General features: G+C 56.1%; 9 protein-coding genes. 7 read left to right on the top strand and 2 right to left on the bottom strand.

What is annotated here, in order from left to right; genetic code table 11:
* Positions 1 to 7: 7 nt before the first annotated feature.
* Positions 8 to 1,345, top strand: a complete 1,338-nt coding sequence (gene gudD, locus UTO39_RS05970; protein WP_320726713.1) for a glucarate dehydratase — start codon at positions 8 to 10, stop codon at positions 1,343 to 1,345.
* A gap of 77 nt (positions 1,346 to 1,422) precedes the next feature.
* Complete coding sequence (locus UTO39_RS05965; protein ID WP_320726712.1) at positions 1,423 to 2,562, top strand: glycerate kinase; 1,140 nt, start codon at positions 1,423 to 1,425, stop codon at positions 2,560 to 2,562.
* 108 nt (positions 2,563 to 2,670) lie between these two features.
* Here UTO39_RS05965 and barA read toward each other — a convergent pair whose 3' ends face one another.
* On the bottom strand, positions 2,671 to 5,430 hold the full coding sequence (barA, locus tag UTO39_RS05960; RefSeq protein ID WP_041908411.1) for a two-component sensor histidine kinase BarA: 2,760 nt from the start codon (positions 5,428 to 5,430) through the stop codon (positions 2,671 to 2,673).
* A 57-nt stretch (positions 5,431 to 5,487) separates the two neighbouring features.
* Between barA and rlmD the strand changes: the two genes are divergently transcribed.
* The 5 genes from rlmD to eno all read left to right on the top strand — a co-directional run bounded on the left by rlmD (position 5,488) and on the right by eno (position 13,168).
* Entirely contained in the window at positions 5,488 to 6,786 is a 1,299-nt protein-coding gene (rlmD, locus tag UTO39_RS05955) for a 23S rRNA (uracil(1939)-C(5))-methyltransferase RlmD (protein ID WP_320726711.1), read from the top strand.
* A 51-nt stretch (positions 6,787 to 6,837) separates the two neighbouring features.
* Positions 6,838 to 9,069, top strand: a complete 2,232-nt coding sequence (gene relA / locus UTO39_RS05950; RefSeq protein WP_061097232.1) for a GTP diphosphokinase — start codon at positions 6,838 to 6,840, stop codon at positions 9,067 to 9,069.
* Between the two features lie 65 nt (positions 9,070 to 9,134).
* A complete protein-coding gene (gene mazG, locus UTO39_RS05945) occupies positions 9,135 to 9,926 on the top strand; it encodes a nucleoside triphosphate pyrophosphohydrolase (RefSeq protein WP_320726710.1) in 792 nt (263 codons plus the stop codon).
* Positions 9,927 to 10,149: 223 nt separating this feature from the next.
* Positions 10,150 to 11,787 (top strand): glutamine hydrolyzing CTP synthase, encoded by a 1,638-nt coding sequence (pyrG, locus tag UTO39_RS05940; protein WP_028014254.1) that lies wholly within the window; start codon positions 10,150 to 10,152, stop codon positions 11,785 to 11,787.
* A gap of 82 nt (positions 11,788 to 11,869) precedes the next feature.
* Positions 11,870 to 13,168, top strand: a complete 1,299-nt coding sequence (gene eno / locus UTO39_RS05935; protein WP_006811784.1) for a phosphopyruvate hydratase — start codon at positions 11,870 to 11,872, stop codon at positions 13,166 to 13,168.
* A 53-nt stretch (positions 13,169 to 13,221) separates the two neighbouring features.
* Here the strand turns inward: eno and UTO39_RS05930 are convergent, their stop codons facing one another.
* Entirely contained in the window at positions 13,222 to 14,331 is a 1,110-nt protein-coding gene (locus UTO39_RS05930; protein ID WP_320726709.1) for an SDR family oxidoreductase, read from the bottom strand.
* Positions 14,332 to 14,671 lie beyond the last annotated feature (340 nt).

Raw genomic sequence — 14,671 nt, 5'->3', positions numbered from 1 at the left:
TTACACGATGAGTACTTTTACGACCCCTGTCGTCACCTCCATGCAAGTCATTCCGGTCGCAGGTCATGACAGCATGCTGATGAACCTGAGCGGGGCGCATGCGCCGTTCTTCACGCGCAATATCGTCATTATCAAAGACAATGCCGGCCATACCGGCGTGGGTGAAATTCCGGGCGGGGAGAAGATCCGCAAAACGCTGGAGGATGCCATTCCGCTGGTGGTGGGCAAAACGCTGGGTGAGTACAAAAATGTCCTCAACGCCGTGCGCAGCACCTTTGCCGATCGCGATGTCGGCGGTCGAGGCCTGCAAACCTTCGATTTGCGCACCACTATCCACGTGGTGACCGGCATTGAAGCCGCGATGCTGGATCTGCTGGGCCAGCACCTGGGCGTTAACGTCGCGTCGCTGCTGGGCGAGGGCCAGCAGCGCAGTGAAGTGGAGATGCTTGGCTATCTGTTCTTTGTCGGCGACCGCAGGCTGACGCCGCTGCCGTATCAGAGCCAGCCGGATGACCAATGCGACTGGTACCGCGTACGTCACGAAGAAGCGATGACCCCGGATGCGGTGGTGCGGCTGGCGGAAGCCGCGTATGAAAAATATGGCTTCAATGATTTCAAACTGAAAGGCGGCGTGCTGGCGGGGGAAGAGGAGGCGGAAGCCATTACCGCGCTGGCAAAACGTTTCCCGCAGGCGCGCGTGACGCTGGATCCGAACGGCGCGTGGTCGCTTGATGAAGCTATCAACATTGGCAAGCAGCTGAAAGGGGTGCTGGCGTACGCGGAAGATCCATGCGGGGCTGAGCAAGGCTTCTCGGGCCGCGAAGTCATGGCCGAATTCCGTCGCGCTACGGGGCTGCCGACCGCGACCAATATGATCGCCACCGACTGGCGTCAGATGGGGCACACGCTCTCTCTGCAATCGGTGGATATCCCGCTGGCGGACCCGCACTTTTGGACGATGCAGGGCTCGGTTCGCGTGGCGCAGATGTGCCACGAGTTTGGCCTGACCTGGGGCTCGCACTCCAACAACCACTTTGACGTGTCGCTGGCGATGTTTACCCACGTTGCTGCCGCCGCGCCGGGCACCATCACCGCTATCGACACGCACTGGATCTGGCAGGAAGGTAACCAGCGCCTGACCAAAGAGCCGTTTGAGATCAAGGGTGGCATGGTGCAGGTACCGTCAACCCCAGGTCTTGGCGTGGAGCTGGATATGGACCAGGTGATGAAAGCGCACGAGCTCTATCAGAAACACGGTCTGGGCGCGCGCGACGACGCGATGGCAATGCAGTACCTGATCCCTGATTGGACATTCGACAATAAACGTCCGTGCATGGTACGATAAACGCATTGGGACCGCTCCCATGAGCGGTTCCCTACGTGGTGTATGCTTAACGTAACGACTATGCGTAAGGATGGCTTATGAAAATTGTTATCGCACCGGACTCGTATAAGGAAAGTTTGAGCGCGCTTGAGGTTGCGACAGCGATCGAGCGCGGTTTTCGCGAGATTTTCCCTGAGGCGGAGTACGTCAAACTGCCGGTCGCTGACGGTGGTGAAGGCACGGTTGAGGCGATGATCGCGGCAACCCGGGGACGCATTGTGCACGTTCCGGTGACCGGTCCGCTGGGCGAGCGCGTGGAAGGCTTTTATGGGATATCCGGTGACGAGCAGAGCGCCTTTATTGAAATGGCGGCGGCAAGCGGTCTGGAGCTGGTTGCTCCTTCACAGCGTGACCCTCTGAAAACGACCTCCTGGGGCACGGGTGAACTTATCCGCCACGCGCTGGATGCGGGCGTTAAGCATATCATCATCGGTATCGGCGGCAGCGCCACCAATGACGGCGGCGCCGGGATGGTGCAGGCGCTGGGGGCGAAGCTGCTGGACGACAACGAACAGCCGCTGGGGCAGGGTGGGGGCGAGCTGGCTAAGCTTGCGCGGATCGACCTGAGCGGCCTCGACAAGCGTCTGGCGGAGTGCCGGATAGAGGTCGCCTGCGATGTGACGAATCCGCTTACCGGTAAGGATGGCGCGTCAGCCGTATTTGGGCCGCAAAAGGGCGCCACGCCCGAGACGATCGTCACCCTGGACAACGCGCTTGCGCACTATGCGAGCGTCATTGCCCGGGATCTGGACATTGATGTGCTCAACCTTGCTGGCGGCGGCGCGGCGGGTGGCATGGGCGCAGCGCTGTACGCTTTTTGTGGCGCACAGTTGCGGCAGGGCATTGAGATTGTGACCGATGCGCTACACCTGGCCGACCAGGTGGCCGATGCGGATCTGGTGATCACCGGGGAAGGCCGCATCGACAGCCAGACGATCCACGGCAAAGTGCCGGTGGGGGTGGCGAAAGTGGCGAAACGCTTTAATAAACCCGTCATCGGCATTGCAGGCAGCCTGACGGCGGACGTTGGCGTGGTACACGATCACGGCTTAGACGCGGTGTTTAGCGTGCTCTACACCATCTGCTCGCTGGAGGACGCGCTGGAAAATGCCAGCGCGAATGTACAGATGGCCGCAAGGAATATCGCGGCGGTGCTGAAAGTAGGGCAGGGGATGTAGTTTCCCCCCTCACCCCGGTCCTCTCCCCAAAGGGGCGAGGGTGTATAAAGTCCCCTCTCCCCTTTGGGGAGAGGGTTAGGGTGAGGGGAAAATCAGGCCGCACCCGCCTCAGCTCCCCAGCACCTTCATCGCTTCCCGCGTCACGTTATCCATTTCATCCAGCAGTTCCAGGAACTCCGGTTCAAGCTCCGATTCCGGCGTACCCGCGCGCAGCTGCTGCTCCAGCAGCTGGCAGAGGTTTTTCAGCCGCGGTACGCCGCTGTAGCCGCAGCTGCCGTGCAGCTTGTGGATCGCTTCCAGCAGCTCTTCCGGGTTTTCGCCCACAAGCTGTTCTTCAACCTTATTCCGGATCTCCGGCAGAAACGCGACCAGCATTTGCAGCATCTCTCGCGCTAAATCGGGTTTCCCTGCCGCCTGGCGCAGCGCCAGCTGCCAGTCAAAGGTCGCATTTTGATTAACGCTTACCTCAACCGGCTCGCTGAAAACCGTGTATGTTCCGCCAATGTGCCCCGGCTTATAGCGTAACAGCAGGTTATGAAGCTTCTCTTCGTCGATAGGTTTCGCCAGGTAATCATTCATCCCGGCGCTCAGCAGCTTCTCTTTCTGACCGGCCATCGCATGCGCGGTAACCGCAATCACCGGGGTTTGCTGCTGATGCGGGAGCTGGTGGATCAGCTCGCAGGCACGAATGCCATCCATGCCCGGCATCTGAATATCCATCAGAATTAAATCGAACTGCATCTGTTTAGCCAGTTCAACCGCCTGCGCGCCGCTGGTACACAGCTCAACGTGCTGAACCTGGTCTTCCAGCAATACGCCGATTAGCTTCAGGTTTGCCGGATTATCGTCCACCGCCATCACGCTCATGGGCAGTTTTTGCTCATCGTTAATCAACGGCAGTGCGTGCTGGCTAAGGCGGCAATACTCCGTGAGCGCGGGCAGCAGGCGGGTGGCGGTAAGTGGCTTAAGCAGGCACGCGGCCGCCCCGTCGTTTTTTAACTCTTCCGCATTAAGCTGGGCGTGGCAGGGCAGCGCCAGCAGCAGATAGTCGGTCATCGACGCGGCTTTCGCCAGCCGCTCCTGCTGCATGGTCAGCTCGCCGGTAAAGGTTACCGGGATCCCCATCAGCAGAATGTCGTAATGATCGACGGCAAGGGCTGAGAAGGTTGGACTATAAACCACCTCCAGCGGCGTGGTGCTTAAGATATCCAGCGCGCACTGCGCGGCTGCCGCGTTAGGCTCGACGTAGGCCAGGCGCTTACCTTTCAGACAGTCCGTCACCGGGCCGTCGGTCAGCACGTTTGGATTGAGATCGAGGTTAATGTGGAACCAGAAGGTTGAGCCGCGGTTTGGCTGGCTGTGGAAAGAGATATCGCCGCCCATCTCGTTTACCAGCCTCTGCGTGATCACCAGCCCCAGGCCGGTACCGCCATGACGGCGGGAAATGCTGGCATCCGCCTGGCGGAAGGCCTGGAACAGACGCGACTGATCCCGCTCCGGAATGCCGATGCCGGTATCGCGGATTTGAACCTCAATCTGCACCTTGTTATTACTGATGGCGCGTTTTTCTACCAGGATGTCGATGTTGCCGCTTTCGGTGAATTTAATGGCATTCCCGACAAGATTGGTAATGACCTGCTGCAGGCGCAGCGGATCGCCAATAACGTTATCCGGCACGTCGTTTTTAATGTTAAGCGTTAGCTCAAGACCCTTGTCGTGCGACGAGTGCGCGAGCAGTGTCACCACTTCATCGAGCGTACTGCGCAGCGGGAAGGGAATACTTTCCAGAATCAGTTTGCCCGCCTCCAGCTTGGAGAAGTCCAGCACGTCGTTGATGATCGCCAGCAGGTTGTTGGCCGAACGTTCAATGGTGTGCAGGTGATCGCGCTGGGTGGGGTTGAGCTCGCTTTTCAGAGTCAGGCGAGTAAAGCCGATCACCCCATTGAGCGGCGTACGCAGCTCGTGCGACATATTGGCAAGGAACTCAGACTTAATACGCGCCGCTTCCTGAGCGCGCTTTTTCGCCAGATCCAGCTCAACGTTCTGGATCTCCATCTGCTCCAGCGTTTCGCGCAGGTCAGAGGTGGCCTGGTCAACGTTATGCTGCATCTCTTCGTGGTAGGCCGCCAGCGACATCGCCATTGAGTTAATGCCGTTTTTCAGCATATCCAGCTCGCCGAGCATAAACCCTTCCACGCGGCTATCGAGCTGCCCACGGCGGATGCGGTCAACGGTATTAACCATGTTGCGGATAGGGCCCGTGACGTCGCGCATCAGACGCCAGCCGAAGATCAGCGCAATACCAATGCAGAACAGCATCATCACGCCGGAGATAAAAATTTCTTTGTACTGTTGCAGCCGTACCGACTTGAGATCCAGCTCCAGCGCTACATATCCCAGCATGTTATTGCTGGATTTAGCATCGGATTGCGCAGACTCATCGGGGGAATAGCTTTCCGACACGATCGGCGTGCGCAGGATCATGATGTCGCCGCGCCGCAGCACGGTGAGATGGCGCGGGAAGGGCGTACCGTCAGGGATCTTCAGCGTGGTCGGATCGAGATGAAAGTTCGAGGTGACAAACAGGCGGTTGTGTTCGTCGTAGACGGAAATGGCGCGGACGATATCCGAGTGGCGCCGGTGGAGCACGCTGATTAACTGCCCAATGGATTCACGGTTTTGCAGGTTCATCCCGTACTCGCTTGAGACGGCGAGCGGTTCGATAATGCTGGCGCCTGCGTCCTCCAGCTGTCGCTGCAAATCGTTATAGCGGTGCACCACAAAGAAGATACTCAGCAGCAAACCGATGAGGACGGTGGGGGCGAGGATCAAAATCATCATGCGCGCGCGCAGGCTGTAGTTGGTCATGGCGTTCCGTTATGGGACAATTAAGATAATTATGTTTATGTGAGAAAAATCTCGGCGATGGCGCAATTCTACTCTGCAAAGCGACGCGTGACGACGCGTCAAATCATTACTGCTGAAGCCACGGACCTCGATCCGTTTGGACAGGGAGTGGCTCGTCACAACGGTAAGACTCTGTTTATAACAGGTTTGCTGCCAGGAGAACGAGCAGAAATTACGCTGACGGAAGACAAACGCCAGTACGCGCGCGGACAGGTGAAGCGTCGCCTCAACGATAGCCCGGAGCGCGTGGAGCCTCGCTGTCCCCATTTTGGCGTGTGCGGAGGCTGCCAGCAACAGCATGCGAGCACAGAATTACAGCAAAAAAGTAAAAGCCGCGCGCTGGCGCGTCTCCTTAAACACGACGTTGACGAGATTATCGCCGATGAGCCCTGGGGCTATCGCCGCCGCGCGCGCCTGAGCCTGAGCTATCAGCCCAAAACGGAGCGGCTGGAGATGGGTTTTCGCAAAGCGGCCTCCAGCGATATTGTTGACGTGAAGCAGTGCCCCATTCTGGTGCCCCATCTTGAGGCGTTGCTTCCGGACGTGCACCGCTGTCTTGCATCGCTCGACGGGGTGCGTTCATTGGGCCACGCTGAACTGGTGCTGGCGAACAACGGCCCGCTGATGGTGCTGCGCCACACCGCGCCGCTGTCGAAAAAAGATCGCGAAAAACTGGAACGCTTTTCGCATTCTCATGAGCTTGCGCTTTTCCTCGCGCCGCAAAGCGAGATACTTGAACAGGTAACGGGTGAAGCTCCCTGGTATGCGTCAGACGGGCTACGCTTAACGTTCAGTCCGCGGGATTTTATCCAGGTCAACGACGGCGTTAACCAGCAGATGGTGGCGAACGCTCTGGCATGGCTTGACGTACAGCCCACTGACCGGGTGCTCGATCTGTTCTGCGGCATGGGTAACTTTACCCTGCCGCTGGCGCGCAGAGCGGCAAGCGTGGTTGGGGTGGAAGGCGTTGAGGCGCTGGTGGCCAAAGGCCAGGAAAACGCAGAGCAGAACGGCTTGCAAAATGTGACATTCTTTCATCAAAATCTTGAGGAAGATGTCACTCAGCAGCCGTGGGCACAGCAGGGCTTCGACAAAATCCTGCTCGACCCGGCGCGTGCAGGTGCCCCAGGCGTCATGGCACATATTATTAAACTCGCGCCGAAGCGTGTGGTCTATGTTTCCTGTAACCCGGCAACGCTTGCCCGTGACAGTGAGGCGTTAATCAGCGCGGGTTACCAGATTCGGCGTCTGGCAATGCTGGACATGTTCCCGCACACTGGACATCTGGAATCGATGGCGTTGTTCGAGCACATCTAATTTGTTTGGCTTGTCGACTTCGACAGGCCCTGGTCCCTAAAGGAGAGGACAATGGTTGCGGTAAGAAGTGCACATCTCAATAAAGCTGGGGAGTTTGACCCACAAAAATGGATCGCAAGTCTGGGAATTTCCAGCCAGCAGTCGTGTGAACGCTTAACCGAAACCTGGGCCTACTGTCTGCGCACCACGCAGGGACACCCGGATGCCGATCTTCTCTTATGGCGCGGCGTGGAGATGGTTGAAATCTTGTCCATGCTGAACATGGACATCGAAACTCTGCAGGCCGCGCTGCTGTTTCCCCTCGCGGATGCGGATGTGGTCAGTGAAGATGTGCTGCGCGACAGCGTCGGGAAATCCGTCGTTGCACTGATCCACGGCGTGCGCGATATGGCGGCTATCCGCCAGCTTAAAGCCGCGCATACCGATTCCGTCTCCTCTGAGCAGGTTGATAACGTCCGCCGGATGCTGCTGGCCATGGTGGATGATTTTCGCTGCGTGGTCATCAAGCTTGCCGAGCGTATTGCCCACCTGCGTGAAGTGAAAGATGCACCTGAAGACGAGCGCGTGCTGGCCGCCAAAGAGTGTACGAACATCTATGCGCCGCTGGCGAACCGCTTAGGGATTGGTCAGCTGAAATGGGAGTTGGAAGATTACTGCTTCCGCTATCTGCATCCGGCGGAATATAAGCGCATTGCCAAACTCCTGCACGAGCGCCGTATCGATCGTGAGCACTACATCGACGAGTTTGTCAGCGGGCTGCGCCAGTCCATGAAAGAAGAGAACGTGCGTGCCGAAGTTTACGGTCGGCCCAAGCACATCTACAGCATCTGGCGCAAAATGCAGAAGAAACATCTCGCCTTTGACGAGCTGTTTGACGTGCGCGCCGTGCGTATCGTGGCGGAGCGTCTGCAGGACTGCTACGCCGCGCTGGGGATAGTACACACTCACTTCCGTCACCTGCCGGATGAATTTGACGACTACGTCGCGAATCCAAAACCGAACGGCTACCAGTCTATTCATACCGTGGTGCTTGGCCCCGGCGGTAAAACCGTCGAAATTCAGATCCGTACCAAACAGATGCACGAAGACGCCGAGCTGGGCGTGGCGGCGCACTGGAAATACAAAGAAGGCACCTCCGGCGGGGCACGCTCCGGTCATGAAGACCGCATCGCCTGGCTGCGCAAGCTGATTGCGTGGCAGGAAGAGATGGCCGACTCCGGCGAAATGCTCGACGAGGTGCGCAGCCAGGTCTTTGATGACCGCGTCTACGTCTTTACCCCGAAAGGGGACGTTGTAGACCTGCCGGCTGGCTCCACGCCGCTCGATTTTGCCTACCACATCCACAGCGACGTGGGGCACCGCTGCATCGGGGCGAAGATCGGCGGACGTATTGTGCCGTTTACCTACCAGCTGCAGATGGGCGACCAGATTGAAATCATCACCCAGAAGCAGCCTAACCCGAGCCGCGACTGGCTTAACCCGAACCTGGGTTACGTCACTACCAGCCGCGGGCGCTCCAAAATTCACGCCTGGTTCCGCAAGCAGGATCGTGACAAAAACATTCTTGCCGGTCGCCAGATCCTTGACGACGAGCTGGAGCATATCGGGATCAGCCTGAAAGAAGCAGAGAAATTCCTGCTGCCGCGCTACAACTTCAACGAGCTGGACGAGCTGCTGGCGGCGATTGGCGGCGGTGATATCCGTCTCAATCAGATGGTCAACTTCCTGCAGGCGCAGTTCAACAAGCCTAGCGCGGAAGAGCAGGACGCGGCGGCGCTGAAGCAGCTGCAGCAGAAAACCTATGCGCCGCAGCAGCGCAGCAAAGATAACGGCCGGGTGGTGGTCGAGGGCGTGGGCAACCTGATGCACCACATCGCCCGCTGCTGCCAGCCGATTCCGGGGGACGATATCGTCGGCTTTATCACCCAGGGGCGCGGGATCTCGATCCACCGCTCCGACTGCGACCAGCTTGCGGAGCTGCAGTCCCATGCGCCGGAACGTATCGTGGAAGCGGTCTGGGGTGAGAGCTACTCCGCCGGTTACTCGCTGGTGGTGCGCGTCACCGCCAACGACCGCAGCGGCCTGCTGCGCGATATCACCACCATTCTCGCCAACGAGAAGGTCAACGTGCTGGGCGTTGCCAGCCGCAGCGATACCCGCGAGCAGCTCGCCACCATTGATATGACCATTGAAATCTACAACCTGCAGGTGCTCGGCCGCGTGCTGGGCAAACTGAACCAGGTGCCGGATGTGATTGACGCGCGTCGTCTGCACGGCGGTTAATTACTCTCTTCTGTGGGCCGGGTAAGGCGACGCCGCCACCCGGCATTTTTTATCAGGACTGAACTATGACTCAAATCGACCGCCTGCTCGGCATCATGAAACGCCTGCGCGACCCGGAAAACGGCTGCCCGTGGGACAAGGAGCAGACTTTCGCGACCATCGCGCCTTATACCCTCGAGGAGACCTATGAGGTGCTGGACGCCATTTCCCGTGAGGATTTCGATGACCTGCGCGGTGAACTCGGCGATCTGCTGTTCCAGGTGGTGTTCTACGCCCAGATGGCGCAGGAGGAAGGGCGCTTTAACTTTGACGATATCTGCGCCGCTATCAGCGACAAGCTGGAGCGCCGCCATCCGCATATCTTTGGCGATGCCACCGCAGGAGACAGCGCAGAGGTGCTGGCCCGCTGGGAGCAGATCAAAAGCGCCGAGCGCGCTGAAAAGTCCCAGCACTCTGCTCTGGACGATATCCCGCTGAGTCTGCCCGCGCTGATGCGCGCCCATAAAATCCAGAAACGGTGTTCGGCCGTGGGTTTTGACTGGAACTCCCTGGGACCCGTGCTGGATAAAGTGCATGAAGAGATCGACGAAGTGATGCACGAAGCGCAGCAGGCAGTGGTCGATGAAGCAAAGCTGGAGGAAGAGATGGGCGACCTGCTGTTCGCCACCGTTAACCTTTCTCGCCATTTAGGGGTAAAAGCGGAAACCGCCCTGCAAAAAGCCAACCTTAAATTCGAACGTCGCTTTCGTGAAGTCGAGCGGATTGTGGCCTCGCGCGGCCTGGATATGACCGGAATTGACCTCGACGCTATGGAAGAAGTCTGGCAGGAAGTAAAACGCCAGGAATCTGATCTCTAACGGAATTTTGCGATCAAGCGCAATTTGTGTGATTTTTTAAATGACAAGCGCTTGATTTGCGTCAAAAACATTTACCCAAAAGGGGCTATTTTCTCACTCCTTATGTTTGTCATGGCCTGGAATGGAGACGGAGAATGAAAGTTTGTGGCGCTCGCCGTGTTCGGGTATACTACTTTCCCGTCCTGGTTATTCCATCGTTTCACCCTAACTTCTCAGGTTCAGCATGACAACGAACTATATTTTTGTGACCGGCGGGGTCGTATCCTCTCTGGGTAAAGGCATTGCCGCAGCCTCCCTCGCAGCCATTCTTGAAGCCCGTGGCCTCAATGTGACCATGATGAAACTGGATCCGTACATCAACGTCGATCCTGGCACCATGAGCCCAACCCAACACGGGGAAGTGTTCGTTACTGAAGACGGCGCTGAAACCGATCTGGATCTTGGCCACTACGAGCGTTTCATTCGCACCAAAATGACCCGTCGTAACAACTTTACGACTGGCCGCATCTACTCTGACGTTCTGCGTAAAGAGCGCCGCGGTGACTACCTGGGCGCGACCGTGCAGGTTATCCCACACATCACTAACGCCATCAAAGAGCGCGTCCTTGCCGGTGGCGAAGGGCATGACGTTGTGCTGGTTGAAATCGGCGGTACCGTGGGTGATATCGAATCCCTGCCGTTCCTCGAAGCGATTCGTCAGCTGGCGGTAGACATTGGTCGTGAACACGCGCTGTTCATGCACCTGACGCTGGTGCCTTACATGGCAGCCGCAGGTGAAGTGAAAACCAAACCGACTCAGCACTCCGTTAAAGAGTTGCTCTCCATTGGTATTCAGCCTGACATCCTGGTTTGCCGTTCCGATCGCGCAATCCCGGCGAACGAACGTGCGAAAATTGCATTGTTCTGTAACGTGCCTGAAAAAGCCGTTATTTCAATGAAAGATGTCGATTCCATTTATAAAATCCCGGGCCTGTTGAAATCACAGGGTCTGGACGATTATATTTGTAAACGATTCAGCTTGAACTGTCCGGAAGCTAACCTGTCTGAATGGGAACAGGTTATTTACGAAGAAGCGAACCCGGCAGGCGAAGTGACTATCGGTATGGTCGGCAAGTACATCGAACTGCCGGACGCCTATAAGTCCGTTATCGAAGCGCTGAAGCACGGTGGTCTGAAGAACCGCGTCTCCGTGAACATCAAGCTGATTGATTCGCAGGATGTTGAAACACGTGGCGTTGAAATTCTGAAAGATCTGGATGCTATCCTCATCCCTGGCGGCTTCGGCTACCGTGGTGTTGAAGGCAAGATCGCCACTGCACGCTATGCGCGTGAAAACAATATTCCATACCTCGGCATCTGCCTGGGTATGCAGGTTGCGCTGATCGAATTTGCGCGCAACGTAGCGGGAATGGAAAACGCGAACTCTACGGAATTTGTGCCAGACTGTAAGTACCCTGTAGTGGCGCTGATTACGGAATGGCGTGATGAAGACGGTAACGTCGAAGTCCGTACCGAGAAGAGCGATCTGGGTGGCACTATGCGTCTTGGCGCACAGGCCTGCCAGCTGTCCGACGATAGCGTGGTTCGCAAGCTGTACGGCGAGCCGGTCATCACCGAGCGCCATCGTCACCGCTATGAAGTCAACAACATGTTGTTGAAACAAATTGAAGCCGCGGGCCTGCGTGTTGCGGGTCGCTCCGGGGATGATCAGTTAGTCGAGATCATCGAGGTGCCAAACCATCCGTGGTTTGTTGCCTGCCAGTTCCACCCGGAATTTACTTCAACGCCGCGTGATGGACATCCGCTGTTTGCAGGCTTCGTGAAAGCCGCCAGCGAGTACCAGAAGCGTCAGGCGAAGTAAAAAAAGTTAGAACGGCAACGCGTACCAACGGTACGCGTTGTTTGTCTGGAGTTTTAGTTTAACTTGTACTGAGGAAAATCTAATGTCCAAAATCGTTAAAGTCATCGGTCGTGAAATCATCGACTCCCGTGGTAACCCGACCGTTGAAGCCGAAGTTCATCTGGAAGGTGGTTTCGTCGGTATGGCAGCTGCTCCATCAGGTGCTTCTACGGGTTCCCGCGAAGCGCTGGAACTGCGTGATGGCGACAAATCCCGTTTCATGGGCAAAGGCGTACTGAAAGCGGTTGGCGCTGTTAACGGTCCTATTGCTCAGGCTATCGTTGGCAAAGATGCCAAAGATCAGGCTGGCATCGACAAGATCATGATCGATCTGGACGGTACTGAAAACAAATCTAACTTCGGTGCGAACGCAATCCTGGCCGTTTCCCTGGCGAACGCCAAAGCAGCAGCCGCTGCTAAAGGTATGCCGCTGTTCGAGCACATCGCTGAACTGAACGGCACCCCAGGCAAATACTCTATGCCTGTACCAATGATGAACATCATCAACGGTGGTGAGCACGCAGATAACAACGTTGATATTCAGGAATTCATGATTCAGCCAGTTGGCGCGAAAACCCTGAAAGAAGCGGTTCGTATGGGTTCTGAAGTGTTCCACAACCTGGCTAAAGTTCTGAAAGCTAAAGGTATGAACACTGCTGTTGGTGACGAAGGTGGCTACGCGCCAAACCTGGGTTCTAACGCAGAAGCACTGGCTGTTATCGCTGAAGCGGTTAAAGCAGCAGGCTACGAGCTGGGCAAAGACATCACCCTGGCGATGGACTGTGCAGCATCTGAATTCTACAAAGACGGTAAATACGTTCTGGCTGGCGAAGGCAACAAAGCGTTCACCTCCGAAGAGTTCACTCACTTCCTGGAAGACCTGACCAAACAGTACCCAATCGTTTCTATCGAAGACGGTCTGGACGAGTCTGACTGGGATGGTTTCGCATACCAGACCAAAGTACTGGGCGACAAAATCCAGCTGGTTGGTGACGATCTGTTCGTAACCAACACCAAGATCCTGAAAGAAGGCATCGAGAAAGGCATCGTTAACTCCATCCTGATCAAATTCAACCAGATCGGTTCTCTGACCGAAACGCTGGCTGCGATCAAAATGGCGAAAGACGCTGGCTACACCGCTGTTATCTCTCACCGTTCTGGCGAAACTGAAGACGCTACCATTGCCGACCTGGCTGTTGGTACTGCTGCTGGCCAGATCAAAACCGGTTCTATGAGCCGTTCTGACCGTGTTGCTAAATACAACCAGCTGATTCGTATCGAAGAAGCGCTGGGCGAAAAAGCACCTTACAACGGTCGTAAAGAGATCAAAGGCCAGGCATAATTGCTTAAGCCTTAACATGAAAATGCCAGTCGAATGACTGGCATTTTTTTTGGCTATTTAAAATCGACCGCCATCTGCTCGGGAATGGTCAGTCCCCGGGTGGTTTGCACGCAGCGGGCGATATAATCCGTAAAACGAGGTGGCTTCGGCATCCCCATGCTGATCAGCTTATCGTTGCTGAAGCGCACGTTCAGCGTGGCAAAGGCACCGTATAAGCGCATCGCTCTCAGCATCAGACGTTCGTTGCATGGGCCAAAAATGGTTTTCAGTTCACGGCGCATTTTGACCAGCGTTTCGTAGCTGACCTGCGCGTACTTATCGCCAACGGGCGCTTTCTCCAGCGCCTGCGCCATCGCCCGATCGATATCCGCAAAGCGAACGCTGTTCTCTTCCCCGGCAGAAATGTGTACCACTTCCCCCGGACGCGCGTTGCTGCTCAGCAGCATTAACATCGCGTCGGCGCAATAATCCACCGGGACAACGTCGATCCGGTCTTCCATCGAGCACATAAACTTCTGCAGCATCAGGCCCATGCTAAAGACCCAGAAGATGCTGCTCGACGGCGTGCAGCCGTGGCGGGTATGGCCGACGACGATGGACGGACGGGCGATGAGCAGCGGCAGGTTAGGGCACTCCTGACGCATCAGCTGTTCGATAGTTGACTTCGAATACGTATATTCCACCAGGTGCTCAGCGTTTTCTCTGAATTCCGCACTTTCGGCGACCAGCGAATCCTGCTCCGGCGTGCATGACATTGCGGTGCCTACGTGCAGGAAACGCTGCAGCCCTGCGACCTGCGCCATGCGGCGCGCCAGCGCTAGCGTACCTTCTACGTTTACTTTCCAGATCAGCGGGTTATTGCCAAATGACGCAACTGCCGCGCAGTTAACGACATGCGTAACCTGGTCCAGACGGGGATCGTTCAGAAAGGCCTCCGGCTGGCTGAGGTCGCCGATGAGGATATTCTCCACGCTCAGTGAGGCCAGTTTCTCCTCAGAAACGTTGAATTTACGCATGTTCTCCTGCACGCGCGCCAGTCCGCTTTGCGGATCGCCGGCGCGGGCGAGTAAAAGGAGTTTTACGGATTGATCGCTGGTCAGGATTTTTTCAAGTACTGCACCGCCCAGAAACCCGGTCACGCCTGTAATTAATAACATCTTCATTATTACCGTCTCATTATGATTGATGAGGCGGATTGTAGGCGCGCAAAAGTAAACGGCATTTAAATAATTAAACGCTGGGACCGACAGCGTCTTAAGCTTATTTTAAGGAAAGGAAATCAGGTGAAAATATTGGACATTGCAGAAGGTGGAAAAATTCAATTTATTAATATTTTTATTTCAATGCTATGATTTTTATGTGTTTTTATCTTTGGTTGTAGCGCGGAAAACATAATTCAAAATGTAATAAATAAAATACTTTGTTACACCAGACGTGTACCAAATAAATGAATTGAGCCTTGTTTAAGTAAAATTGAGAAAAATAAAGCGCAGGCTATTTTAT

The organism is Enterobacter sp. 118C5 (assembly GCF_034107645.1).
Taxonomy (GTDB): Bacteria; Pseudomonadota; Gammaproteobacteria; order Enterobacterales; family Enterobacteriaceae; genus Enterobacter; species Enterobacter nematophilus.
Note: the sequence above shows the minus strand (reverse complement) of the source record. Positions and strands in the feature narration are given on the sequence as shown.

Coding starts and splice junctions, on each gene's coding strand:
- pyrG (WP_028014254.1), top strand. CDS start 10,150: ATGACAACGAACTATATTTTTGTGACCGGCGGGGTCGTATCCTCTCTG.
- UTO39_RS05965 (WP_320726712.1), top strand. CDS start 1,423: ATGAAAATTGTTATCGCACCGGACTCGTATAAGGAAAGTTTGAGCGCG.
- relA (WP_061097232.1), top strand. CDS start 6,838: ATGGTTGCGGTAAGAAGTGCACATCTCAATAAAGCTGGGGAGTTTGAC.
- eno (WP_006811784.1), top strand. CDS start 11,870: ATGTCCAAAATCGTTAAAGTCATCGGTCGTGAAATCATCGACTCCCGT.
- rlmD (WP_320726711.1), top strand. CDS start 5,488: ATGGCGCAATTCTACTCTGCAAAGCGACGCGTGACGACGCGTCAAATC.
- gudD (WP_320726713.1), top strand. CDS start 8: ATGAGTACTTTTACGACCCCTGTCGTCACCTCCATGCAAGTCATTCCG.
- mazG (WP_320726710.1), top strand. CDS start 9,135: ATGACTCAAATCGACCGCCTGCTCGGCATCATGAAACGCCTGCGCGAC.
- UTO39_RS05930 (WP_320726709.1), bottom strand. CDS start 14,331: ATGAAGATGTTATTAATTACAGGCGTGACCGGGTTTCTGGGCGGTGCA.
- barA (WP_041908411.1), bottom strand. CDS start 5,430: ATGACCAACTACAGCCTGCGCGCGCGCATGATGATTTTGATCCTCGCC.